Source organism: Streptomyces sp. NBC_00443, assembly GCF_036014175.1.
Classification (GTDB): Bacteria; Actinomycetota; Actinomycetes; order Streptomycetales; family Streptomycetaceae; genus Streptomyces.
In genome coordinates this window covers 238,081-264,691 of record NZ_CP107917.1, presented here as the reverse complement: position 1 = coordinate 264,691, position 26,611 = coordinate 238,081, and the positions used below count along the sequence as shown (strand labels likewise).

Here is a 26,611-nt window from a genome sequence, read left to right as displayed (position 1 = left end):
CGGTCCGGAACAGTGCCAATCGGAGAGGCTGCCGTTTGATGCTGCTCACCTTCAGCGGACAAGGGCTGCACATGGATCGTTTCCCGCCATGTGGCGCGAAAGATCAAAGACCGGAATCCGTAGGTGGTGGAGGCCGATTCGGTGATCACTCCATTCAGCGAGCCCAGTCATTCAGGGCATCCGGCAGGGTCGTTCTGCCGGCGGTCATGAGGTCTCTTGAGGCTGAGGGATCGTCTCTCGACGAACACTCGGCCCATGGTTCCTGCATCTGCTTGGAGGGTGTGGGTGCCATCGGCCCCCACTTTTAATGTGTCTTCCGTTATGTGACATTCGGGACGGAGCTAGGATTGTGACGTCTTCGCAGGCCAACGTTCCTGATCTGGAATCCACGGCAGTCCCGTTCTTTCCGATTCCCAGGGCGCCTGGTTGTCCGCTGGATCCGGCACCTGAGCTCGCCGAGCTACAGGAACGGGCGCCGCTGGTCCGAGTTCGGCTTTGGGACGACAGCACTCCGTGGCTGGTGACGAGGCATGCGGAGCAGTGCGCGCTCCTGTCGGACCGCCGGGTCAGCGCGGACTGGATGCAGCCGGGCTACCCGTTCCACAGTCAGTTTCTGCGGGACCACCATGAAGAAGGCCAGTTCCTGACCGCCATGGAAGGCCCCGAGCATCTCCGGCTGCGCCGGATGATCGCCCGGCCGTTCACCCCCCGCAAGGTCGAGCAACTGCGGCCCACAGTCCAGCAAGTCGTCGACGACCACATCGATGCTCTGCTGGCCGGCCCGAAGCCGGCGGATTTCGTGGCGGATTTCGCCCTGCCGATTCCGTCCATCACCATCTGCCACGTGCTCGGTGTCCCTTACGAGGACCACGACTTCTTCCAGCACGCCATCAGGACAATGACCGGCAGCGACGTCCCGGACGACGTCGTGAACAAGTCCCAGCACGAGCTGTATCACTACCTGGCGAAGCTGATCGGCCGCAAGCTCGCTGCCCCCGAAGACGACCTGCTGTCCCAGCTGGCCACCGAACGGCTGGCCACCGGCCAGCTGAACCGGCATCAGCTGGTGATGCTGGTCCTGTTCCTGCTGATCTCGGGGCACGAGACCACAGCCAGCATGATTGCGCTGGGCACGCTGGCCCTGCTGCAACATCCCGACCAGATCACTGTCCTGAAGGACTCCGACGGACCCGAGGTCGCCGCGGCCGTCGACGAACTGCTGCGGTACCTGACCACCGTCCAGCCCGGCCGTCGCCGCGTGGCCGTGGAGGACATCGAGATCGCCGGGCAGGTGATCCGCGCCGGCGAGGGTCTGATCCTCCCGGAGGAGATCGGCAACCGCGACGAAAGCGCGTTCCCCGATGCCGGGGAGCTGGACCTACGCCGCGATGCCAGCCAGCAGCTCGCCTTCGGGCACGGTGTGCACAAGTGCACCGGCCAACCGCTGGCCCGCCTGGAGCTCCAGGTCGTGTTCGCCGCCTTGTTCCGGCGCATTCCGACACTGGCCCTGGCCGCCGACCTCGGCGACCTCCCGTTCATGGACGACGGGCTCGGATACGGCGTCAAGAAGATGCCCGTGAGCTGGTAAGTGAACGAGGCTGAGCCGGTGACAGGAGCCGGAGTGGACTTGTTGCAGATCGGGCACGGCCGGCCGGAGCAGGAGCGGAGTCTGCCGGTGGTGGAGGGTTTCCAGGAGATGCACGCTACCGGTTCCAGCACTTGGCACCTCCACCGAGGATGGCCGCGGCGCCGGCAACGGTTCCCGGAGGGTCGGCCCGATGCCCTGCGCGAAGTAAGGACTGTAGGTTCCGGTCGACGGCGGAGGCCCCACACCAATGATCACCGGAGTCACCAGGGGGAGCCCGCAGCATGACCACCACGGAGGCCCTTGACGGGTCGGCTGCAGTCGACGATGCAGCACGAAGCGTCGCGCGCCCGTTCTACGTCTATGCCGTGCTCGCCAACTCGCTGTTCCAGCGCGGCGTATTCGTCCTCTTCCTTTATGAGCGAGGCTTCTCCGCCGGGCAAGTGGCCCTCCTTCAGACTCTGATCTACCTGGTCAGCGGACTTGCGGAGTTGCCGACGGGAGTCATCGCTGACCGGATCGGCAGGCGTGCCAGTATCGTGATCGGCCAGGTGCTGATAGCTGGATGCCTGCTCGGTCAGGTGACGTCCTCCAACTACTGGGTATTCCTGGCGCTGTTCATGGGCCAGGGCGTGGGCATGGCATGTGTATCCGGTTCGGACACCGCCCTGCTGTACGACCTGCTCGTGCGTCGTGGTGCGACGGCCGGATACGTCAAGATCAAGTCCCGGTTCACCATGCTCGGGACGGTCACCTCGGGAGTCGCCATCGTCCTCGGCGGCCAACTGCAGCAGTTCTCCTGGGGAATCGTCTACCTCGGTTCGGCGTCGTGCCTTGTCCTGGCCGTGGTGGTGCTGATGTCACGGGTGCCCGAGATCCGCGGCGCAGACGCGGTGGACGAGCAGGACGGAGCCGAGAAGCACCGCGACGCCACGGCATGGCGGGCGATGCTTCGGGTCGCCACGCCGGCGCTCGTGACGCTTGTCGTGGTGTCCGGATTGATGCACGCGACTCTGACGCCGTACATCATTTTTACGCAGAAGACCCTCTCCGATCAGGGAGCGGGCACCGCATTGGTGAGCGTGGTCATATCGGCGGGATTCTTCGTCGGCGGACTTGTTCCCTTGCTGTCGGACCGCGCGAACCGGCGCATCGGGTATCGGATCGTCATCCCGGTGTCACTCGTGACGCTCGCCGTGGCACTCGGCCTGAGCGGCCTCGGCCTTGTCTGGGTCACCATCGCCGCGTTCCTGGTCCTGGTCGGAATTCCCGAGATCACCGCGGTGCTCGTGGACAACGTGCTCAACGAGGCAGTGCCGTCGCGCCACCGGGCGAGCCTGCTGTCGATGATCGCATTCGTGGAGTCGGTGCTCATCGGCACCGGCTATCTCGTCCTCGGCACGCTCATGGACGGGTTGGGCTCCAGCGTGGGCATGGCCACCTACGCCGCGGTCCCCCTGTTGGCATGTCTCCTGTGGCTCCCGGTGCTCTTCCGAGGCGCGCGGGTGACCACCGAGATCGAGAAGCCCGCCGACCAAAAGGCATCCTGAAACAGGCTAACGATGAGGAGCCGAAGTGGAATTGATGCAGATCGGGCACAAACGACCGGTGCTGGATCTAAACCCGCCGGTCGTGCACGAGGATGCCCTTTCGGTTGCGTTGGTCTGCATGCCCTGGGCCGTGGTGGACATGCCCTCACTGGCGCTGAGCACGATCGCTCCGTTGTTCGAGCAGCGCGGAGAAGTTGAGAAGCTCGACGTCGTCTATGCCAATATTCGGTGGCTCGACTTCCTGGTCCGGGAGGTGGGCCTCGAACGTGAGCACTACGAACTGATCGTCGATGCTGAGGTGTTCGGGGTCGGCGAATGGGTCTTCTCCAGCTGCTTCCGCCCCGGTACCGACCCACGCCACACGAGTTTCTATGACCTCGTGAGCGACAGTGAGCACGTTGATGCCTATTGTGCGATGTTCCGAGCGGCGCCCGCCTTCATCGACGAGTTGGCCCGAGATCTCGTAACGTCAGGCGTCGATGTCCTGGGGTTGACGACGACGTTCGATCAGAACATTGCCTCGTTCGCGCTCGCGCACCGCGTCAAGGAGTTGTCCCCGAGCATCGTCACGATGCTCGGCGGGGCGAACTGCGACGGCGTTCAAGGTACGGCAGTCCACCGCGCTCGCGCGGAGTTCGATTACGTGATCCGGGGCGAGGCGGAGCGCTCGATCGCGCCACTCATCGCCCACATCGCAGGATGTCGTAGCGGTGACGAGAACGGACATGACGAACTGCTGCGTACCGTGCCTGGCCTGTGCTGGCGATCCGACGTCGATGGAGCCTCGGTAAGCAACCCCATCGGACCGACACCCGTCTCGATGAACGCGGTGCCGGAGCCCGTCTACGATCACTATTTCCGCGATCTGCGGAAGTCTCCGGCCGCCCAACTCATCGATGTCAAGATTCCTCTGGAGGCCAGCCGCGGATGCTGGTGGGGTGCGAAGCACCATTGCACATTCTGCGGCTTGAACGGGTCAGCCATGGCTCATCGCGCAAAGCCTGCCGAGCGCGTGCAAGCGGAAGCCAGCCGGGCTGTCCGTCGGCACAACGTGCTTGACCTGGTGTTTTCCGACAACATTTTGGCGCCCGACCATGTGGTTCGACTGACCACGGATATGGCGCTGCCCGCTGAATGGGACGTCCGGTTGTTCGCCGAGGTGAAGTCGAACCTCAATTTCAGTCAACTCGAGTCCCTTGCGCGCGCCGGTTTCACTCAACTACAACCAGGTGTCGAGAGCCTCTGTACACCCATCCTGCGCATCATGCGCAAGGGGGTGACCGGTTGGCAGAACGTGCGATTCCTACGAGACTGTGCCACCTGCAGGATCTATCCGTCATGGAATATCCTTGTGGGCTTCCCCGGGGAGCATGACCGCGACTATGCGGCGTTGATCGACTCGCTCCCATCCCTCCATCATCTGACGCCGCCCGCCGGGGTGTTCCCGATCAAACTGGAACGCTTCAGCCCCTACTTCGACGATCCAGAACTCGGCCTCCGGGTGCTCGGTCCCTCGCGCAACCTGGTGAGCGCTTACGAGGGGGTAGTGGATGCCCTCGATGACTTCGTCTACGTGTTTGAGTCCGAGCCCGCTGGCATATCACCTGAAACGTATGAGATGTTGGGCGAAGCGGTCGCGAACTGGAGGGCCAACGCATCCATTTCTCGGCTGGTCGTTCTGTCGGCGCCGGACGACTCGCTCATCGTCGTCGACGACCGGTCCACCTGGCCCTCCCGTGAGGTGGTGCTTCAACCGGGTCTCGAGGCCGAGGCCTACCGCGCACTGGCCAAGGGCAAAACGCTTCCTGCACTCGCTTCCACGATGTCCTCGCTCGGGATTGCAGTGCCGGAAGGCCAGCTCGAAGAGCTCCTCAAGAATTGGATGGAGCTCGGAATCATTTTTCATGAGGATGCCACCTATTTGGCGCTCGCGACAGGATTGCGCTGGTGACGAAGCAGACAGCAGAGCGGCGGTCGAACCGACGAAGGCTCTTCGCGCCAGTGAATCTCCACTCGATGCAGAGCAGGGAGGATCTCGTCACCCTGACCCGGTCGGGATACGCCGGGGTTCGACTGGTCGGTCATTTTGCCATGTCGGAGATGGGCGATCGCGAACTCGTCTCCTTGATCGCGCTCCTGCGCGACGCGCGCGGCGTTGGTTTGCGGGTTTCGTGGAGCGGCGACTGTGGTGCCCTCGAGGTCGGGTGCCTTCGCCACCTCGACCCGCCACGGCAGTCGGACGGCACCTTTGCGTGGTCGGCGCAGCAGGGAGAGTCCCTTGTCGTTCGGCGCGGTCCGACGTTCCTAGCCGTTGAGGACACACGCTACGGGGAGCGTCGCCGCGTCGATATCGACCGCTCGGAACCGGCGGCAGCCGTTCTTGACGCAAGCCGTTGGGGGCACACGATCACCCCCGTAGAGGCGGCCAGTCTGCACGCTCTTGAATTGCACGACCTCGTCTTTCGTTCCGGTGACCACTGTGTGGGTATTGCCGTAAGGCAAGGAGTCTGGTGTGTCTGACGGCAACATTCTCTTCCGCAAGACACTCGATGAGCGGACTATTTCGCGAGGGCCGGCGGATCCAGCAGCCACCATCGTTCCGATGCGCATGGGAACGGCAGGAGTGGGACTGCTCGTCAACGATCACCGCGAAGCCACCCGCATCTTGTCCGACGTCGAAACCTACGGCAGTGCGGGCGAACTCATGGCCAGCGTTTTCGACGAGCCGGCCGAGTCGCGTCCGGACTCGATGTCCGAGATGGTCTTCGCGGTCAACCAAACCGATGGGGAAGAGCATCGTCGCGTACGGCGCGCACTTCGGAGGGTCATCGATAATCGCGTGCGCGATGTCTCGGACCAGCTGATTCAGGATGTCCAACACTCGATCGAGAGCGCTCTCACCATGGGGAGGCTCGACGCGGTCGCCTCGATCGGCGCGCCCATCGCCGACAGCGTCATGTCGCGATTGCTTGGACTTGACGCAAACCTCGTCTCGGCCCTGAGGACCGCGGTTTACCAGGGATACCCGGTGCGCGAACTTGACGCCACGCTCGTCGACTGGGTGCGCGACAGGCGTGCTCACCCCGCCGATGACCTCGTGTCGGACCTGATGGCGGAACTACCTTCTCTTGACGATCAACAAGTTGCGGCGAACACTCGACTGCTCGCGCTATCGGGTGTCGAGGTGTTGGCGGCACTGATTACGAATGGAATCCTCTGCCTGGCGCAAGATCCAAGTACTCAGAGTCTCGTACGCGATGACGAGACGCTGCTGCCTGGCCTCGTCCATGAGGTGCAGCGGTACGCGAGCCCGATTGCGCGGGGGATCTATCGGATGACGAAGGAGCCATCCGTGATTGGCCAGTACACAGTTCCCGCAGGTACTTTGCTCGTCATCGGGGTGGACGTTTGCAACAGGGACACCTCAGCATTTCCCGATGCTCACAGGTTTGACCCCACTCGCGGTCGGGATTTCGAATATCTGACGTTTGGGCGCGGGCGGCATTCATGCCTTGGTATTCCAGTCACACGTCTGATTGCGGCGGAGGCCCTGCGCGCGTTTCTCTCGGGAACAACGAGTTTCGGCCTGACCGCGGAGCCGTCAGAGCTGCGTTTCCACGATACTGCGGTCATGAACGGTCTCGTGGAACTCCCGATTTGGGTTGAGTGCGCGAACTAGTGTCTCGTGATCCTGATTGCGTTACTTCGCGTTGTTATTGAAGATTTTCTTGACGCTGGTCTGGACAAGTCGGACCTTGACGAGGATCCGTTTGACCAGGACGTTGACGCTCGCGAACGTGCCGCGGCGGATGGACTGCCGGGTGATGATCCCGAACCATAAGAGTCGGTGCCGGTCTCAATGATCGTGCCGTTGAAGGTCAGCCGGTCGACGATGGCCGTGCATAGTCGCGGGCACTGCGCCACCGTTCGTGCGTTGTTGAATACAGCACGCGCCACGGGCATCTGCGTTCGGCTGTGCTGTGTCAACGGTACGGTGGCACCCTGCACGCACCAAAGGGGGTTTGATGGAAGCGGAGTTGATCGCACTTACCGCCGCAGGCGCCACGACCTTCGTTCAGCAGATGGCGGCTGACTCCTGGGCGCAAGCTCGTGACCGAATCGTCTCATTCCTTTCGCGTCACCGCGGCAGTGAGGAAAACCATGTCGAGGGCGAGCTGGAGACCTCGCGCGGAGAGCTGGTCGCCGCGATGCAAGTCGGCGACGAGCAGACCGTGTTGGATGTCGAGGCAGAGTGGCGTACGCGACTGCGGCGCACCCTGCTGGCCAATCCCGACGCTGCTTCCGAACTACAGGCAATCCTTGACGACTTGGCGCCCCAGGCACGCGATGAACAGGGCATGGACGTTCAGAACACGATCAGTGGAGGCGTGCAGCATGGCCCAGTGATTCAGGCCGGCCACGTGGGCACGCTGAACTTTGGGACAGGTTCCGGTCTGGGCTGAGCGGTCGAACGGAGACGTCATGTGGAAGGCCCCAGTCAACACACGCGAGGCCCTGCCCTACATCGTCGACGCTGCGCGACGCGATGGGTACCTCGGTCTCATGGTTATCCTCGCCCGCACCGCAGAAGCCAGATCCTTGCATGAGGAACTGTCGCGAGACTGGACCAGCATCCACGACGTGACCGGCCACCGCATCGCAGTGCTCTGCCCCGATCCCTACTTCGTGGACGATCCGGAGGAAACGCCGTACTACACGGGTGTGGAGGACCGGATCTCCCGGTACTGGAGGAACCTGACGCTCGACGACTGCGTCGACTTCGCACACACCAACGTCCTGACCCCCAATAGTGTCTGGGGCGGTGTCCCGGTCGCGCGTCCGGCATACCCAAAGGATGTGCAGCATGCTGCGTGGACCGAGGCGGTGTCCCGTTGCGCCGCTTTCTTCGGTATCGCAGAGATGCGCCTTCCCGCCGTTCTCGTTCTCTGTCTCCGGGAGCGAGCAGACGTTCTGATCCAGCTTCGCCCGGAGACCAGCCTCTACAAGCTGTGCAAGAAGATCGCGTCGCACCCCGGCTACTCGCCCGAGGACGCCATCCAACTGCAGGAACGGGCCCGCCTCACCGACCTCGTGGAACGCTTACCTCTGCGGCGGCGCGGGCGATACGAGTGGCGGAAGGCCGACGACCCCCCAAGAAGTATGGCGCAGCTGCTGGATGTTGAGACTGTGCGCAAGCAGATCGATGGGCTGCGACACCATATGACCCAGGTCGTGCACGTCGACCCCAACGCGCACCGCGCCTGGTCGCAGAGCCTTGAGGAGCTGATCCGCACCGACGCCGCCGAAGAGACGGCGCAGGCCCGCCTGTCGGAGATCGCCCGTGAGGTCCGCGAGCACCCCAGCAAGGTCGACTGGCGCAGGCTGGACCAGAAGGTCAGGAAGGTCCAGCTCGCTTTACGGAAGGCCGCCGATCCACCCGAGAAGTTCCACTATGTCTCGGAGAGTCAGGAGGAGAAGGCAGAGCGAGAGGCAGAGCTCGCCGCTCTACAGGCGGAGCTGGCCCAGACGGAACGATGGCTGGACAGCAGGCCGGGGCTGGCAGAAGCCTGCAGACAGGCTGCCCTGGACGAGATCGGCCCGTGCGCCGTCGAATCGCTGGAACTCTCCGAGTACATCGGCCTTAGAAGGGGCTATTCCGCCGAACGTATCCAGGCAATTCGCCCGACAGGCCCGGCGCCCGAATCCAGGGACGCGGACAGGCAAGTGGGTGCGGGCATCACGGCCAGAACAGACAATGACCACCTGGCTCCAACGCCTCTGGACCTGGAGGAGACGCCGGGACTGAACGCGTTCCAGCTGCGTGCAGCTACTGACACGACCTCAAGGCGCGCGTACTTACGGCACACGCTGTTCGCGTCGTCGACGTCCCGGTACACCTCCAGCTCAAGCGTGGCCCGCGATCGGCAGTTCACTTGGGTACGACTGGCGCTCGGCCACGCTTCCCAGCAGACCGCACCCCGGTCAAGGACCCGTAGCGTTCCGGCAGATCATGCCACGGGACCCCGGTCCGGACCCGGGACAGGAACTCGTTGATCACCATGCGGTGGTCGATCCACCGGCCTCATCGACCGCCCGACGGCGGCAGATGAGCAGGCAGGCCTGGCCAGTCGGCTGTTACCGGACCGGAGCTGCTGCCGTCTTGGGCCTTCAGGGCGGGCTCTTAGGAAAGCATGGCGTCGGAGCAGTCGGCGGCCTACCGCAGCAGCGCCTCGCGCTCATGCGGGGCCGCGAGGGTCCGCTGCACTGCCGGACTCCGGGCAGACCACGGCCGCCACGTCACGCAAGTGCCTTCCACGCGCACGATCCGCCGCCAGGTGGGCGCTACTTGCAGGTCAGCGCTGGTGGGTCAGCGTGTGTGTACCCGCGACCGCTCTTCCCCCTGCAGGGGAAGAGCCGCTTTCCCGCAGGACGGGTGCGATGAGCCGGAGGACCATGAACGCGGCCACGTCGGCTCGCTCGCCGGCCTGGTTCGGTGTGCCGAGCGCTTCGGCGAGCCGGTCCGCGGCGACGCTGCCCGCGATCGGCTTGCGGGGGGGTGCCCCTATGTCCTGGGTCAAAGGGAAACGGGGGCGTGAGGCCGGCGGATCGCGTCCGGGTCCATCGCCTCCACAGCGGCTCGTGACCCTTGGGAGGAGGTCGCGGTCCGGGGTCGGTACTGGGCCGGGGTGCCGCGCCCACCGGAACGCCGTGACCGGTCTCACCTGCACCGGCCCACCGGCATCGAGACCAGAACCGGCCCCTCCGACCCTCGCGACGGGACGCCCCTCACCCGTGTGAAATCCCCGCGGGTCATGCCCGTATAGGTCAAGAACTGTCCTATGCGGAAGTAATGCTTCCGCTAGGAGTCCTCGGGCAGGCGTATGCGCATGAGGAGCTCCGCCCAACTGCTCGCATTCCCCTCAAGGAGTGATCCTCATCAAGCCTCCCACCATCGCCCCGTGCCTGGGCGTGTCTGACACCCAGGCGACCGTGGACTTCTACGAGAAGCTCGGTTTCTCCGCCCTGCCCGCCGGCAACGACCCGGAGGACGACCTGCGCATCCTCCTCTTTGACGGCGAGTTCGCGCTCATGGTTCACCGCGACGAGCACTTGCGCAGCTGGCTGCCCGTTCTCAAGGACACCCCTATCGGTGCGTTCGGCATGTTCTACTTGGCCGTCGACGACTTCGACTCCTATGTCGAGCGCATCCGGCCCCTGGTCACGGTCCAGAAGGACGTGATGGAGCACCACGGCGACAGGCTCTTCTACTTCACCGACCCCGACGGCTACGTCATCGGCGTGAACCAGAAGCGGGCCCGGTGACCACCATGACGGAGCAGACCGACGAAGCTGCCGCGGGCATGGTGAAGTGCGCGGCCATCTGGGGGCGTGACGGACAGGCGCTCGCCGCCTACTACGCCGCTGCCCTCGGCTGGGAGGTCACCCAGACCTTCGGCGAAGCCGCGACGATGATCAGCGACGGCACAACGAAGTACGTCTTCTATACAGCCGAGTCGTTCCAGGCTCCCAACTGGCCAGAGGACGAGCTTGTCTTCCATCTCGACCTCGCCTCGGCGATGTCGAGGCGGCCGAGAATCGCCTCATCGGGCTTGGCGCCACCAAACCCGCCCACCAACCCGGCGGCAAGCACTGGACCGTGCTGCTCGACCCCTCCGGCCAGCCCTTCTGCATCAGCGCCGCCGGCAAGGACGGGTGAGACACGCACCTGGCCCGCGCGGCAGACGAAGTGGCATTCAGCGTGGGAAGCTGCCGCTAGCTGCGAGGGTGCTTGTTTGGTGTCACGGGCCTGAACCCACCCCGGACACACACCACGGGGCCCGGGGGCAGCGCGCCCGCGGCTGGTGCACCGCTGCGCGGCCGCCAGGACATCTTAGAGAGAGAAGTCGTACCACTCGATGGTGGTGCCGATGAGGCTGGCGGCGACGATGCGACGGAGGTTCGCGGGTGGTGGGGGAGCGGTGGTTCCGGAGGACATGTGCGCCACTTCCTCGTGTGCGGTGGGGACGGGTAGGTGTTCGCACACCGTAGAAACGTGCAGGTCAGGCGCACATGTGGTGGGGCAACATAGTTCGGGGCGCGGCTATGCATCGGGCCACCATGCCCGTTCGCGGCGCGGCGACTGAGAGGTTGGAGAAGGGGCGGAGGTGACGGAGCGCGACCACTCCTTCGAGCTCCAGGTCCAGCTCAACACCGATCTGGCCCGGATGCCGGTGGACAACACCTCCGTGAAGTGGCCCGAGGAGCTGTCCCCCTGGGTGACGGTCGCCCGGGTTGACCTGCCGCGCCAGGACATCGGCGGGGACGACAACCTCGTGGCCGCCGACGCCACGTCGATCACACCGTGGCGCTCCCGGGAGGAGCACCGGCCCATCGGCGAGATCCAGCGGGTGCGGCAGGAGGTGTACCGGCGCTCGTCCATCGAACGGCACCGCATCAACGGACAACAGCGGCGCGAACCGGCCGGCAGGGCGGAACTGCTCGGCTGAGCCGCCTCGGCCGGAGCTCGCAAGCCGCGGCAAACGGGCAGAGGCGGAACGGCACACGTTTCCGGAGTGGCGCGGGCCACCCTCTTGACGCTCCGGCCGCCAGGCTCGGTTGACGTCGGTAGGGTGGCCGTCGTGGACATTCTGCACCTGCGTTACTTCGTCGCCGTGGCCGAGGAACTCAACTTCTCGCAGGCGGCACGCAGATTGCACATGGCGGCCTCTCCGCTGAGCCAGCGGATCAAGGATCTGGAACGCGAGCTCGGTCACGAGCTGTTCGAACGCACCACCCACCGGGTCGATCTGACGCCCGCGGGCGCCGCCCTGCTGCCGATGGCGCGCGACATCCTCGAGCGGGTCAACTCGATCCCGTGGCGGCTGAGCGAGGCGGTGCGGCCGCGGCTGGACCGGCTGTTCATCGGGATGCCCGCCGGGGTGCACCCGCTGCTGCGGGAACGGGTCCGGATGCTGGAGGAGGCATGCCAGGAGGTGTGCGAGCTCAAGCGCTGGCCCGGCACCTCGGCGGACCTGGCGGACGCGGTGCACGACGGAAAGCTGGCGATGGCGCTGGCCCGGCTGCCGGTCTCCGACCCGGCGCTGGAGATCATCGAGGTGATGAGGGAGCGGCTGGGAGCCGCGGTGCCTGCCGACCGGTTCGCGGGGCGGGAGTCGGTCACCCTCGAAGAGCTGGCCGATCTTTCCTATGTGGCGGTGCCGTACGACGCCACCCCGGCCTATTTCGAGGAAATCGACGCCCGACTGAATTCGGGCGGCGTGAAGAAAAGAATCCGCATCAACATGGCGGATTACTCGGGTACCTCGGAATTGATTTCCTCGGGTATCGCCTTCTCGATGACCATGCTCTCGCCGGAGAGCCCTATGCACCTGTACCGGCTGGACAACGTGGCCGTGCTGCCGGTCGACGGCTTCCAACCCGCCCTGCCCACAGGGCTGTTGTTCCGCAAGGACCGGGCGGGCGAGGGCGGCGACCTGAGCGGTGTCGCCGCCCTGGCGCGGCAGATATTCACTGAGGTCATGTCCGTCTGACCGCTGTGGTCACACCCGCGTTCGTCAATTGATCATTCCTTCTGAACTCGTTCACGCATAACGTCGTCGGCGGAAACATTCGCCATGAAATTACTGCGTGAACATCGGGAACAGGAGTGATGATGGACATCACGGCCGTCGGCACCACAGGTCCACTGGACGGCGTACGGGTGATCGATCTGTCAACGGTGGTGATGGGGCCCTACGCGACGCAGATCCTCGGCGACCTCGGCGCCGACGTCATCAAGATCGAGTCGCCGTCCGACACGGTACGGGTGGGCCCCTACCGCACCACACCCGGCATGACCCCGCTCAACCTCAACGTCAACCGCAACAAGCGCAGCGTGGCGTTGAACCTGAAGGACGACACCGACCGGGCACGGGCCCTGGAACTGATCGACAGCGCCGATGTACTGGTCACCAACATGCGCCCGGGCGCCCTCGCCCGCCTCGGCCTCGACCACGCCGCCATCGCCGCCCGCAACCCCGGCCTGGTCTACGCCCACGCCCAAGGCTTCCGCAGCGACTCCGAACGGGCCGGCAACGCCGCCTACGACGAGACGGTCCAGGCCGCTTCCGGCCTGGTCGACGTGGCCAACCGAGCCCTGGGGACCCCGGTGTACCTCCCGACGATCATCGGCGACAAGGTCTGCGCGCTGACCATCGTCCACACGGTGCTCGCCGCGCTCGTCCACCGCGCCCGCACCGGCACCGGCCAGTACATAGAGATCCCGATGACCGACACGCTCATCGCCTTCAACCTCGTCGAGCACCTGGCCGGCCATGTCTTCGAACCCGCGCAGGGCCCCACCGGGTTCCCGCTGTCGATGAAGCGGGGCCACCGAGCGGTACCCACCAAGGACGGCCTGGCCTGCGTCATCCCGTACAACCCGCAGAACTTCCGGGACTTCTTTCTCGCCGTCGACCGCGCCGATCTGGCCGAGGACCCGCGTGTCAACGGCGAGTCCATCGCCGATGACGACGTCGACGCGCTGATGGAGCTGGTGGGGAAGTGCTCGCCGAGCCTGACCACCGAGGAGTGGGCCTCGGTCTGCGCCAAGCACAGCATTCCGATGGCTCCCGTGCTCGAACTCGACCGGGCGGCCGAGGACCCCTATGTGCGGGGCGGCGGGCTGCTCGACGTGGTCGACCACCCCAGCGAAGGCACCATCCGCTCGATCGGCATCCCGGTGCGGTTCTCCGCCACCCCGGGATCGGTCCGCCGGCCCGCCCCGCTGCCCGGCCAGCACACCGACGAGGTCTTCCGGGAACTCGCCGCCGGCCGCTGACCCACCGTCAACCGAGGACACACACCATGCACAGCACCACCGAGGTGCGGACCGAGGCCAACGGTTCCACCCTGCTCATCACCATCGACCGGCCCAAGGCGCGCAACGCGGTCGATGCGGCCGTCGCCGCCGGACTGTCCGCGGCCCTGGACCACCTGGAAACGGACCCCGCCCTGCGGGTCGGCGTACTCACCGGCGCCCAGGGCACGTTCAGCGCCGGGATGGACCTCAAGGCCGCGCTGGCCGGCGAATCGCCCGAGATCCCGGGGCGCGGCTTCGGCGGTCTCACCCAGGCCCGCACGACCAAGCCACTCATCGCCGCCGTCGAGGGCTGGGCCATGGGAGGCGGATTCGAACTGGCCCTCGGCTGCGACCTGATCGTGGCCGCCGACGACGCCCGCTTCGGCCTCCCGGAAGTCAGCCGCGGACTGATCGCGGCAGGCGGCGGAGTGATCCGGCTGCCCAAGCGCATCCCCTACCACCTGGCGATGGAACTGCTGCTGACCGGCGAGCCGATCTCCGGCGAACGCGCCGGACAACTGGGCATCGCCAACCATGTGGTCCCGGCCGGAGAGACGGTCGCTGCCGCACTGCGCCTTGCCGAGCGCATCGCACAGAACGCCCCACTGGCCCTCGCCGCCGTCAAGGAACTCGTCCGCACCGCCGACGGCGCCCCTGAGGAGGCGGCGTTCGCCGCGCAGACGCAGGTGATGGCCTCGCTCGCGGCCTCCGCCGACGTACGCGAGGGCATGACCGCCTTCACCGAACGCCGTTCCCCGGTCTGGCAGGGCCGGTAGGACCCCAGGACCCGAGGGAGAACACACCATGAACCAGCAGGACGTGCCCCGGCACATCGCGACGCCGCTGGCCAACCCGGCCTATCCACCGGTCGTGCCGCGTTTCACCAACCGCGAGTACCTCAACATCGTCTACCGCACCGACCACGAGGCACTGCGCGCGGTGGTACCCGAACCACTGGAGATCGACGAGCCGCTGGTGCGCTTCGAGGTCATGCGCATGGGCGACGTCAGCGGGTACGGACCGTACACCGAGTCCGGCCAGGCGATCCCGGTCCGCCATGAGGGGGAGCGCGGAGAGTACCTGCACGCGATGTACCTGGACAACCTCCCGGCCATCACGTCCGGCCGCGAGGCCAGTGCCTATCCCAAGACGGCCGGCTCGCCCGCCCTGTACGTCGATCACGGCGCGCTGGTCGGGGTCCTCGACGTCGGCACCCTCCGGGTGGCGACCGCGACGATGGGCTACAAGCACTACGAGTTGTCGGTCGAGGAGGCCGTGGCCCAGGTCGGTGTGCCGACATACATGCTGAAGCTGGTCCCGGGATTCGACGGGGCGCCGCAGGTCGCCCAACTGGTGCGCACCGAGATCACCGACATCACGGTGAAGGGCGCCTGGACCGGCTCCGCCCGGCTGGAGCTGTTCGCGCACGCGCTGGCACCGCTGGCCGACCTGCCGGTCCGCGAGATCGTCTCCGCCAGCCACATCCTGACCGATCTGACCCTGGCGCCGGTCAAGCCCGTCCACGACTACCTGGCCCACCCCGCCGCCCCCGCCCACTTCGCTCGGTGAGCAGGGCCAGGCCACGGACGCAGAGAGAAGACATGTGATGACCAAGCCCTTCACCACCGCCGCGGTCGTCGGCGCCGGGACGATCGGCCTGTCCTGGGCCGCGCTGTTCGCCGGCCACGGCATGCTGGTACGGATCACCGACCCGCGGCCGGACCTGGCCGAGGCCGTCGGCCAGACACTCGACCAGGCCGCCGGCCATCTGGCCGCGCAAGGCCTGGACGTGAGCGGCCTCACCGAGCGGGTGCACATCGCCGACGACCTCGCCGACGCGGTACGCGACGCCGACGTCGTGCAGGAGAACGGCCCGGAGAACGTCGCCTTCAAGCGGAAGCTGTTCAGCGACCTGGTCGCCGCCGCCCCCGCGCACGCGCTGCTGCTCAGCTCCTCCTCGGCGATTCCGTCGACGGCGTTCACCGACACGATCGAGGACGCAGGCCGCATCCTGATCGGCCACCCCTTCAACCCGCCGCATCTGATCCCGCTGGTGGAGGTGGTGCCCGGAGAGTGCACCTCGCAGGAGAGCGTGGCCCGGGCCGTGGAGTTCTACCGCTTCGTCGGCCGGGTCCCGGTCGTCGAACGCAAGGAGATCCCCGGCTTCGTCGGCAACCGCCTGCAGAACGCCCTCAGCCGGGAGGCCATCTACCTCGTCGAGCAGGGCGTCGTCAGCCCGGCGGAGCTGGACACCGTGATGGTGAACTCACTCGGCCTGCGCTGGGCGACAGTAGGGCCGTTCCTCGGCGCGCACCTCGGCGGCGGCCCCGGTGGCTACCGGCACATGGCCGAGCACATCGGCGTGTCCATGCAGCAGATGTGGGACGCGCTCGGCCGCCCCGAGCAGAGCCCCGAACAGACCGAACGACTCGTCGCCGCCGTCGAGGACGCCTACGGCTCCCGCTCCTACGCCGACCTCAGCCGGGAACGCGACGCCCAGCAGTTCGCCGTGCTGTCCGCCCGGGACAGCGCCACCAGCATCGAGAAGGAGACCCGCTCATGACCGCCGTACTGCCCGAAAAGGCTTCCGAGACCGCTTCCGTCGACGAACGGCTGGCCGCGGACTTCTACGACGTCGAGTCGCTGCTGCCGCCGCACGAGCGGGAACTGCTGCTGCGCGCCCGGGCGTTCATGCGCACCGAGGTCAAGCCGCTGGTCAACGAGTACTGGGCCAAGGGGGAGTTCCCCCGCGAACTCATCGGCAGGTTCCGCGAACTCGGACTCGCCGGTGTCCCCTACGAGGGCTACGGCGATCCCTCACCGGCCGGGAGCAATCTGCTGGTCGGCATGCTCTCGATGGAGTACACCCGCACCGACGCCTCCAGCGCCACCTTCTTCGGCGTGCACAACGGTCTGGCGATGTACAGCATCTACCGCGGTGGCGACCAGGAACAGCGGGACCGCTGGCTGCCCTCGATGGCCGCGCTGGACACCATCGGCGCCTTCGCGATGACCGAACCGCTCGGCGGCTCCGACGTGGCCGGCGGCATGCGCACCACCGCCCGCCGGGACGGCGAGAACTGGGTGCTCAACGGTGCCAAGCGGTGGATCGGCAACGCGACGTTCGCCGACCTGGTGGTGGTCTGGGCCCGCGACGAGGCGGACGACAAGGTCAAGGGCTTCGTGGTGGAGAAGGGCACCCCGGGCTTCTCCCCGGTCAAGATCGAGAACAAGATCGCGTTCAGGATCGTGGAGAACGCCGAGATCACCCTGACCGACGTCAAGGTGCCCGAGGCCAACCGGCTGCAACGGATCGACTCCTTCCGCGATGTGGCCGAGATCCTCCGCGCCACCCGCAGCGGGGTCGCCTGGCAGGCCCTCGGCGTGATGATCGGCGCCTACGAGCTGGCGCTCGACTACGCCAAGCAGCGCCGGCAGTTCGGCCGCCCGATCGCGCGGTTCCAGATGGTGCAGGACCTGCTGGTCAAGAGCCTCGGCAACATCACCGCCTGCTGGGGCATGCTGGTCCAGCTCGCGCGACTGCAGGACGCGGGCGTCTTCCGGGACGAGCACTCCTCGCTGGCGAAGGCGTTCGTCACCTCGCGGATGCGCGAGGTGGTGGGGTGGTGCCGGGAGATCTTCGGCGGCAACGGCATCGTCCTCGACTACGGCATCGCCCGCTTCTTCGCCGACGCCGAGGCGATCTACTCCTTCGAAGGCACCCGCGAGATGAACACCCTCATCGTCGGCAAGGCGGTCACCGGCGAGAGCGCCTTCATCTGACCGTCGGCTCCCACAGGCCCCGCGCCGGCTCCGAGTGCAGTGTCCTCGGGGTCGGCGCGGACCAGTGCGCAGGCGCTGCCGTGGCCATGAGGTGGGCTTGTGCCGGGCCGCGAGGGGGTGCATGTGCCCCCGGTCGCGGGCTGTGCTGTGGTGCTTGGGCCAGGAGCCGCGCATGTGCGTATCCGGCCACGATCCCCTGCTGCCCGCGCGGCCGGAAGTCGCGCTCGAGGCCATCCGGCCGGGAGGTGCACTCTTGCCGTTCCAGCCGGGAAGTCGCGCTCGCGTTGCCGCGCCCCGGAGTGCGCGTGTTCTGCCGCGCCCAGGAGTTGCGCTTGTGCTGCCCGTCCCGGAGTCCCGCTCATGCTGCCGCATCCGGAGCAATGCGGCCCTCGGCGCGGTGCGCGACCGGCGCCGCCCGGCACCCGCCCTGTGCGCTGCGCACAAGTGCCGCCCCGAGCATCGTCGTCCGCGCCCATGGGCCGGGAGCACCGCCGATTCGTACCGTCTCTCCTCACGTACCGGACATCCGTCCCGCCTTCCCAGGGACGCGAACCCCGTCCGGCCGACGTCCGTCGACGTACTTCGAGGAGCCGACATGCACATCGCGGAACTGCCAGATCTGCGAGCCCGGCGGGACGCGGACGGTCCCTGTATCGCTGATGATGTGTCAACTCTCGACAATGCGGCGTTCATTCGCCGCGTCCGGCGAGCCGCAGCGGCTCTGCGGGCGCGGGGCGTCGGACGCGGGGACGTGGTGGCGCTGCTGTTGCCCAACACAGCCGACTTCGTCGTCGCGCTGTTCGCCGCCTGGCGGCTCGGCGCGACGGTGACCCCGGTCAACCCGGCGCTGGCCGAGACCGAGAGGCGCCACCAGCTCGATGACGCGGATGCCGCCGTGGTCGTCACCGCAGAGCCGTCGCCGCTCACCGGGGCGGTCACGGTGGCCGAGCTGGCCACCGGGCCCGAAAACAGGGCCGCGCCGGAGACGGACGCGGACGCGCTCGCCCTGCTGATCTACACCAGCGGCAGCACCGGGAGCCCCAAGGGCGTGATGCTCGACCACGCCAACCTCGCCGCCATGGCGGGGATGATGATCGGCGCCGCCCGGCTGTCCGAGACCGACCACAGCCTGCTGATCCTGCCGCTGTTCCACGTCAACGGGATCGTGGTCGGCGTGCTGTCCCCGCTGCTGGCCGGCAGCCAGGTCACGGTGGCCGGACGGTTCCGGGCGGAGACCTTCTTCGATCTGATCGCATCGGTCCGCCCGACCTGCTTCTCCGCGGTTCCGGCGATCTACTCGATGCTCGCCGAACTGCCGGACCAGGCCGCGCCCGACACGTCCTCGGTGCGGTTCGCCGCCTGTGGCGCGGCCCCGATGCCGCCCGCGCTCATCGAGCGGTTCGAGCGGCGCTACAGCATCCCGATCCTGGAGGGCTACGGACTGTCCGAGGGCACCTGCGCCTCCACCACCAACCCACTGGACGGTCCGCGCAAGCCCGGCACGGTCGGATTGCCGCTGCCCGGCCAGCAGGTCGCCGTGATGGATCCGCAGGGCCGGATCACGCCGCCCGGAGCGACCGGCGAGGTGGTGGTGCGCGGGCCCAACGTGATGCGTGGCTACCTGGGCCGCCCGCTGGAGACCGCCCGCACCGTGGTCGATGGCTGGCTGCACACGGGTGACGTCGGCCGCTTCGACGAGGACGGCTATCTGGTGCTGGTCGACCGCATCAAAGACATGATCATCCGAGGTGGGGAGAACATCTACCCCAAGGAGATCGAGACCGTCCTCGGCGACCACCCCGACGTGCTCGAAGCCGCCGTGGTGGGCGCCGCCGACGAGCGGCTCGGCGAGGTGCCGGTGGCCTTTGTCGCACTGCGCCCGGGCGCGGCGGCAGATACCAGCGACCTGCTCGAACACTGCCGGGCCCGGATGGCCAGGTTCAAGGTGCCCACCGAGATCACCCTCGTCGACGGACTGCCGAGGAACCCCGTCGGCAAGACGGACAAACCCGCACTGCGGGCCAGGGCCGCCGCCACCAGCGCCCTCACCACGGCCGGCTGAACGGGAACGGGAGGCAGTCATGGGATTCCTCGCACCGAACACGGCGGACATCGACGTACGGCAGTGGCGCACCCGCCCCTACCACCAGCGCATCAGGCCGCTGGCCCAGCACTGGGCCATGCACGGCTTCGGCACTCCCGGCGTCGTTCACCTGCTGCACCTGGTGAAGATCACCGCGTACGCGCTCGGCGGCATCGCGGTCGTCTCCGCGACGCCCCGTATCGGCGGCATCGCGGACTTCGGTTCCTGGTGGGCGGAGCCGATCGTCTATCAGAAACTCGTCGTCTGGACGCTGTTGTACGAGGTTCTGGGCCTCGGCTGCGGCTCGGGCCCGCTGAGCTCGCACTTCCTGCCGCCGGTCGGCGCCTTCCTGCACTGGCTGCGCCCGGGCACCGTACGGCTGCCTCCGTGGCCGGGCAGGATCCCGTTCACCTCCGGGACGCGGCGTACGGCCGCCGATGTGACGCTGTACGCCGCGGTGTTGGGCGCGGCGGTGTGGCTGCTGTTCACGCCGGGCGACGCCGGCGGTGGTGGCGTGTTGGCACCGTGGCGCGTCGCCGTCCTCGCGACGCTGCTCGCGCTGCTCGGGCTGCGCGACAAGACCGTCTTCCTGGCCGCCCGCGCGGAGCACTACGGGCTGACGCTGCTGGTCTTCCTCTTCCCAGTAACCGACCAGACCGCCGCGCTGAAACTGGTCATGCTCGCCCTGTGGTGGGGCGCCGCCTCCTCCAAGCTCAACCGCCACTTCCCGTTCGTGGTGGCGGTGATGATCAGCAACAGTCCGCTGCGCCCGGCCTGGTTCAAGCGCCGGCTGTACCGGCACTACCCCGACGATCTCCGGCCGTCCGCTCTCGCCGCCGCGGCCGCGCACGGCGGCACGGTCATCGAGTACGTGGTGCCCCTGGTCCTGGTGCTGTCGCACGGCGGGCCCGTCACCACGATCGCCCTGACCGTGATGGTCGTCTTCCACCTCCACATCATGTCGACCTTCCCGATGGGCGTGCCGCTGGAGTGGAACGTCTTCTTCATCTATTCCGCGCTCGTCCTCTTCGGCCACGACGCCGCGGTCGGCGCCTTCGCCCTGCACTCCCCGCTGCTTGCCGCGGTGCTGGTGCTGAGCCTGGTGGCGGTCCCGGTGCTCGGCCATGTCCGCCCCGACCTGGTGTCGTTCCTGCCCTCGATGCGCTACTACGCCGGCAACTGGGCCACCAGCCTCTGGTGTTTCCGTAAGGGCACCGAGCAGCGGCTGGGCGAGCACATCGTCAAGGCGTCCGGTCTGCCCGTCGACCAGCTCACCCGCCTGTACGGTGCCGAGGCCGCCGAGCTGGTGCTGCACCAGGGGCTGGCCTGGCGGGCGATGCACAGCCACGGCCGGGCGCTGGTCGGACTGCTGCCGCGGGCCCTGGACGACGTGGAGGCCTACGATGTGCGGGACGGCGAGACGGTGGCGGGAGCGGTCCTCGGCTGGAACTTCGGCGACGGCCATCTGCACGACGAGCAGCTGATCGCCGCCGTCCAGCAGCGGTGCGGCTTCGCGCCGGGCGACCTGCGCGTCGTCCTGCTCGAGTCACAGCCGACGCACCGTCAGAGCCAGCACTACCGCATCGTGGACGCGGCGACCGGCCTGATCGAGGAGGGCCATGTGAAGGTAGGGGAGATGGTGACCCGGCAACCCTGGCTCGACGAGACGTCGGCGTTTCCCGTCGAGCCCGTCGCCACACCGCGACCGGCGACCGAGGTGGCGGCCGCGCATGAGTGACGCGATCGTGGTGGGGGCCGGCCCGAACGGGCTGGCCGCCGCCGTAGCCCTGGCCCAGCGAGGCCTGAAGGTGACCGTCCTGGAGGCCGCCGACGAGATCGGCGGCGGCACTCGCAGCAGCGAGCTGACCCTGCCCGGACTGCTGCACGACCACTGCTCCGCGGTCCACCCGCTGGGCGTCGGCTCGCCCTTCCTGCGGACACTCGGCCTGGAGCGGTACGGCGTCGACTGGGCGTGGCCCGAGGTCGATCTGGCCCACCCGCTGGACGGCGGGCGGGCCGGGGTGCTGGTCCGCTCCCTGGAGGCGACCGTGCGCGGGCTCGGCGCGGACGGCCCGGCCTGGCAGCGGCTGTTCGCCCCGCTGGCCGCCGACTTCGACGCGCTCACCGCAGATGTGCTGCGCCCGGTGCCTCATCTGCCCGCCCACCCGGTGGCGCTGGCCCGCTTCGGGCTGCGGGCGCTCCAGCCGGCCACGGCGGTGGCCCGGCGCTGGCGCACCGAGGAAGCCAGGGCGCTGTTCGCGGGAGCGGCGGCGCACCTGATGTATCCGCTGACCGGGCCGGCCAGTTCCGCAGTCGGGCTGATGCTCGTCGGCGCCGCCCACCGCTTCGGCTGGCCGGTCGCCCGCGGCGGGTCACGGACCATCACCGATGCCCTGGCCGCACTCCTCGCCCAGCTCGGCGGGACCATCCAGACGGGCGTGCGGGTCGCCTCCCTGGCCGAACTCGCCCCGGCCCGGATCGTCATGCTCGACACCGCGCCCGGCGCCGCGGCCCGCATCTGCGGCGACCGGCTGCCCGGACGGGTGCGCCGGGCCTACCGCGGGTGGCGGCACGGCCCTGCGGCCTTCAAGGTGGACCTCGCCGTCCAGGACGGCATCCCCTGGACCCATGAGGCATGCCGCCGCGCCGGCACCGTGCACCTGGGCGGCACCCTGGAGGAGGTCGTCCGCACGGAGGCGCAGACCGCCGGCGGGCGGATGCCCGAGCGCCCGTTCGTCCTGGTCGGCCAGCAGTACCTGGCCGACCCCGGCCGCTCCCGCGACGACGTCCACCCCGTCTGGGCGTACGCCCACGTCCCGCATGGTTACTCCGGTGACGCCACCGAGGCCGTGCTGCGCCAGATCGAGCGGTTCGCGCCGGGCTTCAGAGAACGGATCGTGGGGCTGGCGGTGCGCTCGACCGCCGAACTGGCCCAATACAACACGAACTTCGTCGGCGGTGACATCGTCGCCGGTGCCAACAGCGCACGGCAGGTAGTGCTGCGCCCCCGCCTGGCCGCCGACCCCTACAGCACCGGCATCCCCGGCGTCTATCTGTGCTCGGCGGCCACCCCGCCCGGCGCCGGCGTGCACGGCATGTGCGGTGCGAACGCCGCCCGCTCCGCGCTGCGGTATCTGGCCCTGTGAACGGCCCCGTGCAGCGGCCGGCGGACGGGGCACCCGATCCGGTCGTCCTCGCGGCCCAGGTGGTGCAGGCGCACCGGGACGAGTTCATCGCCAAGCTGGTCGCCACCACCGAGGCGGAGATATCCCAGCTGGAACACGACGAGCCGCTGCACGGACTCCTGGAAGCCAGCATCACCGAGAACATCGTCACCGCCCTGCACGTGATCATCAACCGGATCGATCCGCTGACCGTGGACGCCCCCGCCTCGGCCGTCTCGTACGCACGCCGGCTCGCCCAGCGCGACGTTCCGCTCTCGGCCCTGCTGCGCGCCTACCGCCTGGGCCATGCGCAGAGCCTGGACCTGGTGCTCGGGGAGGCGGTCCGGCTCGGGCTGCCGGACCCGGCCGGCACCGTCATCGCCCTCGTCCACCTCACCTCCGCCTATCTGGACCGGGTCTGCGACCAGATCGGCCGCGCCTACGAGGAGGAGCGCGAGCGCTGGGTGGACACCCGCGGTGTGCTGCGCCAGTACTGGGTGGGTCAGCTCCTGGACAACCCGCGGGTCGATCCGCGGCAGGCCGAGACCGCCCTCGACTACCCGTTGTCCGGCAGCCACCTGGCCATCGAGGTCTGGCGCCACGACACTGAGGCAACCACCGACAACGCCGCCGTCTTCGACCGGCTGACCTCACTGCTGCACACCGTGCTGCGCGCCCAGGGCCGCCCCCTGCTCGTGCACACCGACGAGGCCCACGCACGGATATGGCTGGCCGTCAGACCCGACTGCCGCGTGGACCCCGACACGGCCGCCGCCGAACTCGCCGCCGCCGCGATCCCGGTCCGGGCCGCTCTCGGCATTGTCCGACCGGGACTCGACGGCTTCCGCCGCAGCACACGCGCCGCCGCCCGCGCCAAGGCCCTCGCCCTCTCAGCGGGGCCCGGCGCCCCGCGGGTGGTCGCCTTCGCCCGCGTCGCCCCCGTCGCCCTGCTGGTCGACGAGCCTCGCGAACTGGCCGACTTCGTCTCCGACACCCTCGGCGACCTCGCCGTGGACGACGCCCGCTGCGAACTCATCCGCGAGACGCTGCGCGTCTTCCTCGCCACCAATCGCAGCTACGCCGCCACCGCGGACCAGCTGATGGTCCACCGCAACACCGTCCACTACCGTGTCCAGCGGGCCGTCGACCACCACCACCTCAACCTGGACGCCGACGCTTTCGACCTCCACTTCGCTCTCAACGTGTGCCACTGGCACGGGGCGAAGGTCCTGCGCCGCAAGCGGCGATGACGGGGCGCGGGCGGCAACACCAGCGGCCTGACCGGCCCGCACCTTCGGTCCCTGGTCGCGGGTCCGCTGGACGAACTCGGCGACGGCCGGGTGACGACGCGTCGGGGCGTATGCAGCCGGAGGGGCGTCGGGCAGAAGCAGCCGGGCGTGTGCGCCGCAGTGGCGCGGCGGGTCCGCCCAGGACTTGCCTGGCGTCCGACGCAGGGCTGTCGGCGACTACTTGGTGCGCAGCATGAGAGCGTGCCGGGTGTTGTCGCCGTAGACGCCGGTCTCGTCCCCGCGAATGCCGTACCGCTCCTGGAACCGGGCCACGGCCTGTTGCACCTCGGTGTCGAAGCGGCCGTCGATGGCACCGCCCGGGTAGGCGTGCGGGATCTGGAGCAGACGTACCTGCAACTCGTACACCCCATGGCCACTGTCGCCGATGCGCAGTACCCCGGTGCCCGGGATCTCGGGGAGAGAGGTGTTGCCAGGCGTCGGCCGGCCCGGTTGCCCGGAAGGCGGGGACGGGACCGCGGGTGCGGGCGTCTCAGGCAGGGGCAGGTCCGGCTGTCCCAGTGAGGCGGGGGGGGGGGGGGGGGCACTGCCGGTGCCGAATGCCCGTTGCCGAGCAGCGAAGAGGCAACGATCAATCCGCTCACGGCACCCAGTCCGAAGACTCCGGCCACACGGGTGTGCCGCCGGTCGGTGATGCGCCGATGTCCTCGCCTTCCTTTCTGCTCATGCGTGCGAACGGGTTCGGGTCGCTGTGGCGCCAGGGAGGGCGGGGCGACAAGGCGGTCCGCTGACGAAGCCGAGCCTTGGCGGGCGGCCGAGTGGGGGGTGTCCGCAGGTGGGTCGGTCGTGCGGTGCGCGCCGTCCGGGGAAGTCGCCGAGGGCGGGAAGGCGGCCGGCGGCTCGGGGCGCGTCGGGCCTCCGTCGCTCGTGGCGGGAGGCCTTGCCGCCTCTGGTGGCGGGACTGCCTCCGGTCGCCTACCGCGTGACCACAGCGGCTCGACCGCGGCATCCTGCGGGGCCCGGTGCAGGCGACCGGGGTGCGGCAGGTCCGCGACCGACGGTAAGAGGCCTTGCGGGCCGACCGGAACCAGCTCAGGTCGAGGCCCCACCCCCTGTGTCCGTCGGTACGGGGGCGGCGACGGGAACGGGGTGGGATGAGCGGGGCCGCCGTTCCCGCCTGCTTCGCTTTGGTCATCGAAGGACGGCGGCCGGTTTGGCGGGTTTGCGGTCCGCCTGTACTCCTCCTCCATCGCGTACAGGTCGGCGCGTGCGGCATCCAGCGCGTCCAGGACCGTCTGAAAGGAGTCCTGGACTTCTTGCGCGGGGTCACGCCCCGACGTGCGGGCTCGGAGCGGTTCGGCCTCGTTGAATCCCATCGGCAGTCCTCCTCGACCAACCTCCGAGGATTCCGGGCCCGATCACACCAGCAATCTGTGAACTGGCCTGCGTGCCAGGAGCGTTGGGTTGTTGTCGCGTGTTGGGGGAGCCGTGCCGCCAGGGTGCTCACGGTTTCCTTGTGAAGCGATACGCAGTCCGTATGGCGTTGTCTCAATCCGCCGCCGGCTGACGGCCGCATCCCTCCGCTCGGAGTGGGCTTGGCGGTGTGCTGTCAGGGCACGTCGGGGCTCTGTCCAGCGACGACCTTCACCGAGGAGTACTTACGGCGTAGTTCCTTCAGAGGCTGGTACTCCGGCGAGTCCCAGAACTCCTGCAGCGCGGCCTTGGACGCGAACTCGTGGATGACCAGGGTGGCGGGCTCCCAGTCTCCTTCCAGGGCGACGGCATTGTCGTCGATCAGCAGGTTGCGAGCCCCGGACTGCTCGATGAGCGGAGTCACACCGTCGATGTACTGCTGGAATCCGGCGGGATCGGAAACATCAAGGTCTATGACGACGTATGCGGGCATGATCGATACTCCTGCGTGTCGAGGTCGGGATCTGTCGAATCGCGCAGCCCCTCCGCCGGCTGGTGCGCCGCGTTGACCGATCCGGCGATCGCCGCTGCGCTCAACCACATTCACCGCCACACGGCGTACCCGTGGACGGTGCAGGAACTCGCCCATCGCGTCGGCATGTCGAGGACAGTCTTCGCGAGGCGGTTCACCCACTTGGTGGGACAGGCACCGATGGCGTATGTGCCCTGGTGGCGGCTGAGCACCGCGGCTCGGATCCTGCGCGGTGGAGACGATCCACTCGCAGCGGTGGCCCAACAGGTCGGGTACACCTCCGAGTTCGCCTTCGCCAACGCCTTCAAGCGCGCTTTCGGCGTCGCTCCCGGACGCTTCAGGCGCGCACAACACGCGCCGCGACTGGTGCAGTAGGCGCCCCAGCAGTCGTTC

Annotated in this window: 24 protein-coding genes; 20 read left to right on the top strand and 4 right to left on the bottom strand. The window is 68.0% G+C overall.

Translation table 11 applies throughout. From position 1 onward, the window contains the following. The first annotated feature begins 520 nt into the window (after positions 1-520). From OHO27_RS01240 to OHO27_RS01215, 6 genes are all read left to right on the top strand, one after another. The gene (locus tag OHO27_RS01240; protein WP_443059502.1) at positions 521-1,588 is read left to right on the top strand and encodes a cytochrome P450; all 1,068 of its coding nucleotides are present in this window, start codon (positions 521-523) and stop codon (positions 1,586-1,588) included. Between the two features lie 281 nt (positions 1,589-1,869). Next, on the top strand, positions 1,870-3,135 hold the full coding sequence (locus OHO27_RS01235) for an MFS transporter (RefSeq protein WP_328419447.1): 1,266 nt from the start codon (positions 1,870-1,872) through the stop codon (positions 3,133-3,135). A gap of 34 nt (positions 3,136-3,169) precedes the next feature. Then, positions 3,170-5,086, top strand: coding sequence for a RiPP maturation radical SAM C-methyltransferase (locus OHO27_RS01230; RefSeq protein WP_328430313.1), 1,917 nt, complete (start codon positions 3,170-3,172; stop codon positions 5,084-5,086). Further along, positions 5,083-5,655 carry a DUF5825 family protein gene (locus tag OHO27_RS01225; RefSeq protein WP_328419445.1) on the top strand — a complete coding sequence of 191 codons (573 nt, stop codon included), beginning with the start codon at positions 5,083-5,085 and terminating at the stop codon, positions 5,653-5,655. Before OHO27_RS01230 ends, OHO27_RS01225 begins: the two co-directional genes overlap by 4 nt. Next, positions 5,648-6,814: a cytochrome P450 gene (locus tag OHO27_RS01220; protein WP_328419443.1), complete on the top strand. Its 1,167-nt coding sequence runs from the start codon at positions 5,648-5,650 to the stop codon at positions 6,812-6,814. Before OHO27_RS01225 ends, OHO27_RS01220 begins: the two co-directional genes overlap by 8 nt. 346 nt (positions 6,815-7,160) lie before the next feature. Further along, complete coding sequence (locus OHO27_RS01215) at positions 7,161-7,598, top strand: hypothetical protein (RefSeq protein WP_328419441.1); 438 nt, start codon at positions 7,161-7,163, stop codon at positions 7,596-7,598. 1,466 nt (positions 7,599-9,064) lie between these two features. On the opposite strand, the gene OHO27_RS43030 is transcribed toward OHO27_RS01215, so the two are convergent. Together OHO27_RS43030 and OHO27_RS01205 are read right to left on the bottom strand one after the other, a co-directional pair. Then, positions 9,065-9,196 carry a hypothetical protein gene (locus tag OHO27_RS43030; RefSeq protein ID WP_443059501.1) on the bottom strand — a complete coding sequence of 44 codons (132 nt, stop codon included), beginning with the start codon at positions 9,194-9,196 and terminating at the stop codon, positions 9,065-9,067. Between the two features lie 292 nt (positions 9,197-9,488). After that, a complete protein-coding gene (locus OHO27_RS01205; protein ID WP_328419439.1) occupies positions 9,489-9,713 on the bottom strand; it encodes a hypothetical protein in 225 nt (74 codons plus the stop codon). A 391-nt stretch (positions 9,714-10,104) separates the two neighbouring features. Between OHO27_RS01205 and OHO27_RS01200 the strand changes: the two genes are divergently transcribed. The 13 genes from OHO27_RS01200 (at position 10,105) to OHO27_RS01140 (ending at position 24,276) form a co-directional block, all read left to right on the top strand. Then, the gene (locus OHO27_RS01200) at positions 10,105-10,458 is read left to right on the top strand and encodes a VOC family protein (protein ID WP_328419437.1); all 354 of its coding nucleotides are present in this window, start codon (positions 10,105-10,107) and stop codon (positions 10,456-10,458) included. Next, a complete protein-coding gene (locus tag OHO27_RS01195; protein ID WP_328419435.1) occupies positions 10,455-10,946 on the top strand; it encodes a hypothetical protein in 492 nt (163 codons plus the stop codon). Before OHO27_RS01200 ends, OHO27_RS01195 begins: the two co-directional genes overlap by 4 nt. A 354-nt stretch (positions 10,947-11,300) precedes the next feature. Beyond that, positions 11,301-11,642, top strand: coding sequence for a hypothetical protein (locus OHO27_RS01190; protein ID WP_328419433.1), 342 nt, complete (start codon positions 11,301-11,303; stop codon positions 11,640-11,642). 123 nt (positions 11,643-11,765) lie between these two features. Next, a complete protein-coding gene (locus OHO27_RS01185) occupies positions 11,766-12,686 on the top strand; it encodes a LysR family transcriptional regulator (protein ID WP_328419431.1) in 921 nt (306 codons plus the stop codon). 119 nt (positions 12,687-12,805) lie between these two features. Beyond that, entirely contained in the window at positions 12,806-13,975 is a 1,170-nt protein-coding gene (locus OHO27_RS01180) for a CaiB/BaiF CoA transferase family protein (protein ID WP_328419429.1), read from the top strand. A gap of 26 nt (positions 13,976-14,001) precedes the next feature. Beyond that, positions 14,002-14,772: a crotonase/enoyl-CoA hydratase family protein gene (locus OHO27_RS01175; RefSeq protein WP_128429956.1), complete on the top strand. Its 771-nt coding sequence runs from the start codon at positions 14,002-14,004 to the stop codon at positions 14,770-14,772. A 28-nt stretch (positions 14,773-14,800) separates the two neighbouring features. Beyond that, positions 14,801-15,565 carry an acetoacetate decarboxylase gene (locus OHO27_RS01170; protein WP_328419424.1) on the top strand — a complete coding sequence of 255 codons (765 nt, stop codon included), beginning with the start codon at positions 14,801-14,803 and terminating at the stop codon, positions 15,563-15,565. Between the two features lie 37 nt (positions 15,566-15,602). Next, a complete protein-coding gene (locus tag OHO27_RS01165; protein ID WP_328419423.1) occupies positions 15,603-16,559 on the top strand; it encodes a 3-hydroxyacyl-CoA dehydrogenase NAD-binding domain-containing protein in 957 nt (318 codons plus the stop codon). Next, complete coding sequence (locus OHO27_RS01160; protein ID WP_328419422.1) at positions 16,556-17,779, top strand: acyl-CoA dehydrogenase family protein; 1,224 nt, start codon at positions 16,556-16,558, stop codon at positions 17,777-17,779. The genes OHO27_RS01165 and OHO27_RS01160 overlap by 4 nt, the downstream gene beginning before the upstream one ends. Before the next feature lie 595 nt (positions 17,780-18,374). After that, positions 18,375-19,841, top strand: coding sequence for a class I adenylate-forming enzyme family protein (locus OHO27_RS01155; protein WP_328419420.1), 1,467 nt, complete (start codon positions 18,375-18,377; stop codon positions 19,839-19,841). Positions 19,842-19,860: 19 nt separating this feature from the next. Further along, positions 19,861-21,600 (top strand): DUF3556 domain-containing protein, encoded by a 1,740-nt coding sequence (locus OHO27_RS01150; RefSeq protein WP_328419418.1) that lies wholly within the window; start codon positions 19,861-19,863, stop codon positions 21,598-21,600. Beyond that, the gene (locus OHO27_RS01145) at positions 21,593-23,008 is read left to right on the top strand and encodes a phytoene desaturase family protein (protein ID WP_328419416.1); all 1,416 of its coding nucleotides are present in this window, start codon (positions 21,593-21,595) and stop codon (positions 23,006-23,008) included. Before OHO27_RS01150 ends, OHO27_RS01145 begins: the two co-directional genes overlap by 8 nt. An 8-nt stretch (positions 23,009-23,016) precedes the next feature. Further along, entirely contained in the window at positions 23,017-24,276 is a 1,260-nt protein-coding gene (locus OHO27_RS01140) for a helix-turn-helix domain-containing protein (protein ID WP_328419414.1), read from the top strand. Positions 24,277-24,492: 216 nt separating this feature from the next. On the opposite strand, the gene OHO27_RS01135 is transcribed toward OHO27_RS01140, so the two are convergent. Both OHO27_RS01135 and OHO27_RS01130 read right to left on the bottom strand, forming a co-directional pair. Beyond that, on the bottom strand, positions 24,493-24,681 hold the full coding sequence (locus OHO27_RS01135; protein WP_246101121.1) for a peptidoglycan-binding domain-containing protein: 189 nt from the start codon (positions 24,679-24,681) through the stop codon (positions 24,493-24,495). Positions 24,682-25,882: 1,201 nt separating this feature from the next. Then, on the bottom strand, positions 25,883-26,179 hold the full coding sequence (locus OHO27_RS01130) for a DUF1330 domain-containing protein (RefSeq protein ID WP_328419408.1): 297 nt from the start codon (positions 26,177-26,179) through the stop codon (positions 25,883-25,885). Positions 26,180-26,251: 72 nt separating this feature from the next. On the opposite strand from OHO27_RS01130, the gene OHO27_RS01125 reads away from it, so the two are divergent. Further along, complete coding sequence (locus OHO27_RS01125) at positions 26,252-26,593, top strand: helix-turn-helix transcriptional regulator (protein WP_328419406.1); 342 nt, start codon at positions 26,252-26,254, stop codon at positions 26,591-26,593. Positions 26,594-26,611 lie beyond the last annotated feature (18 nt).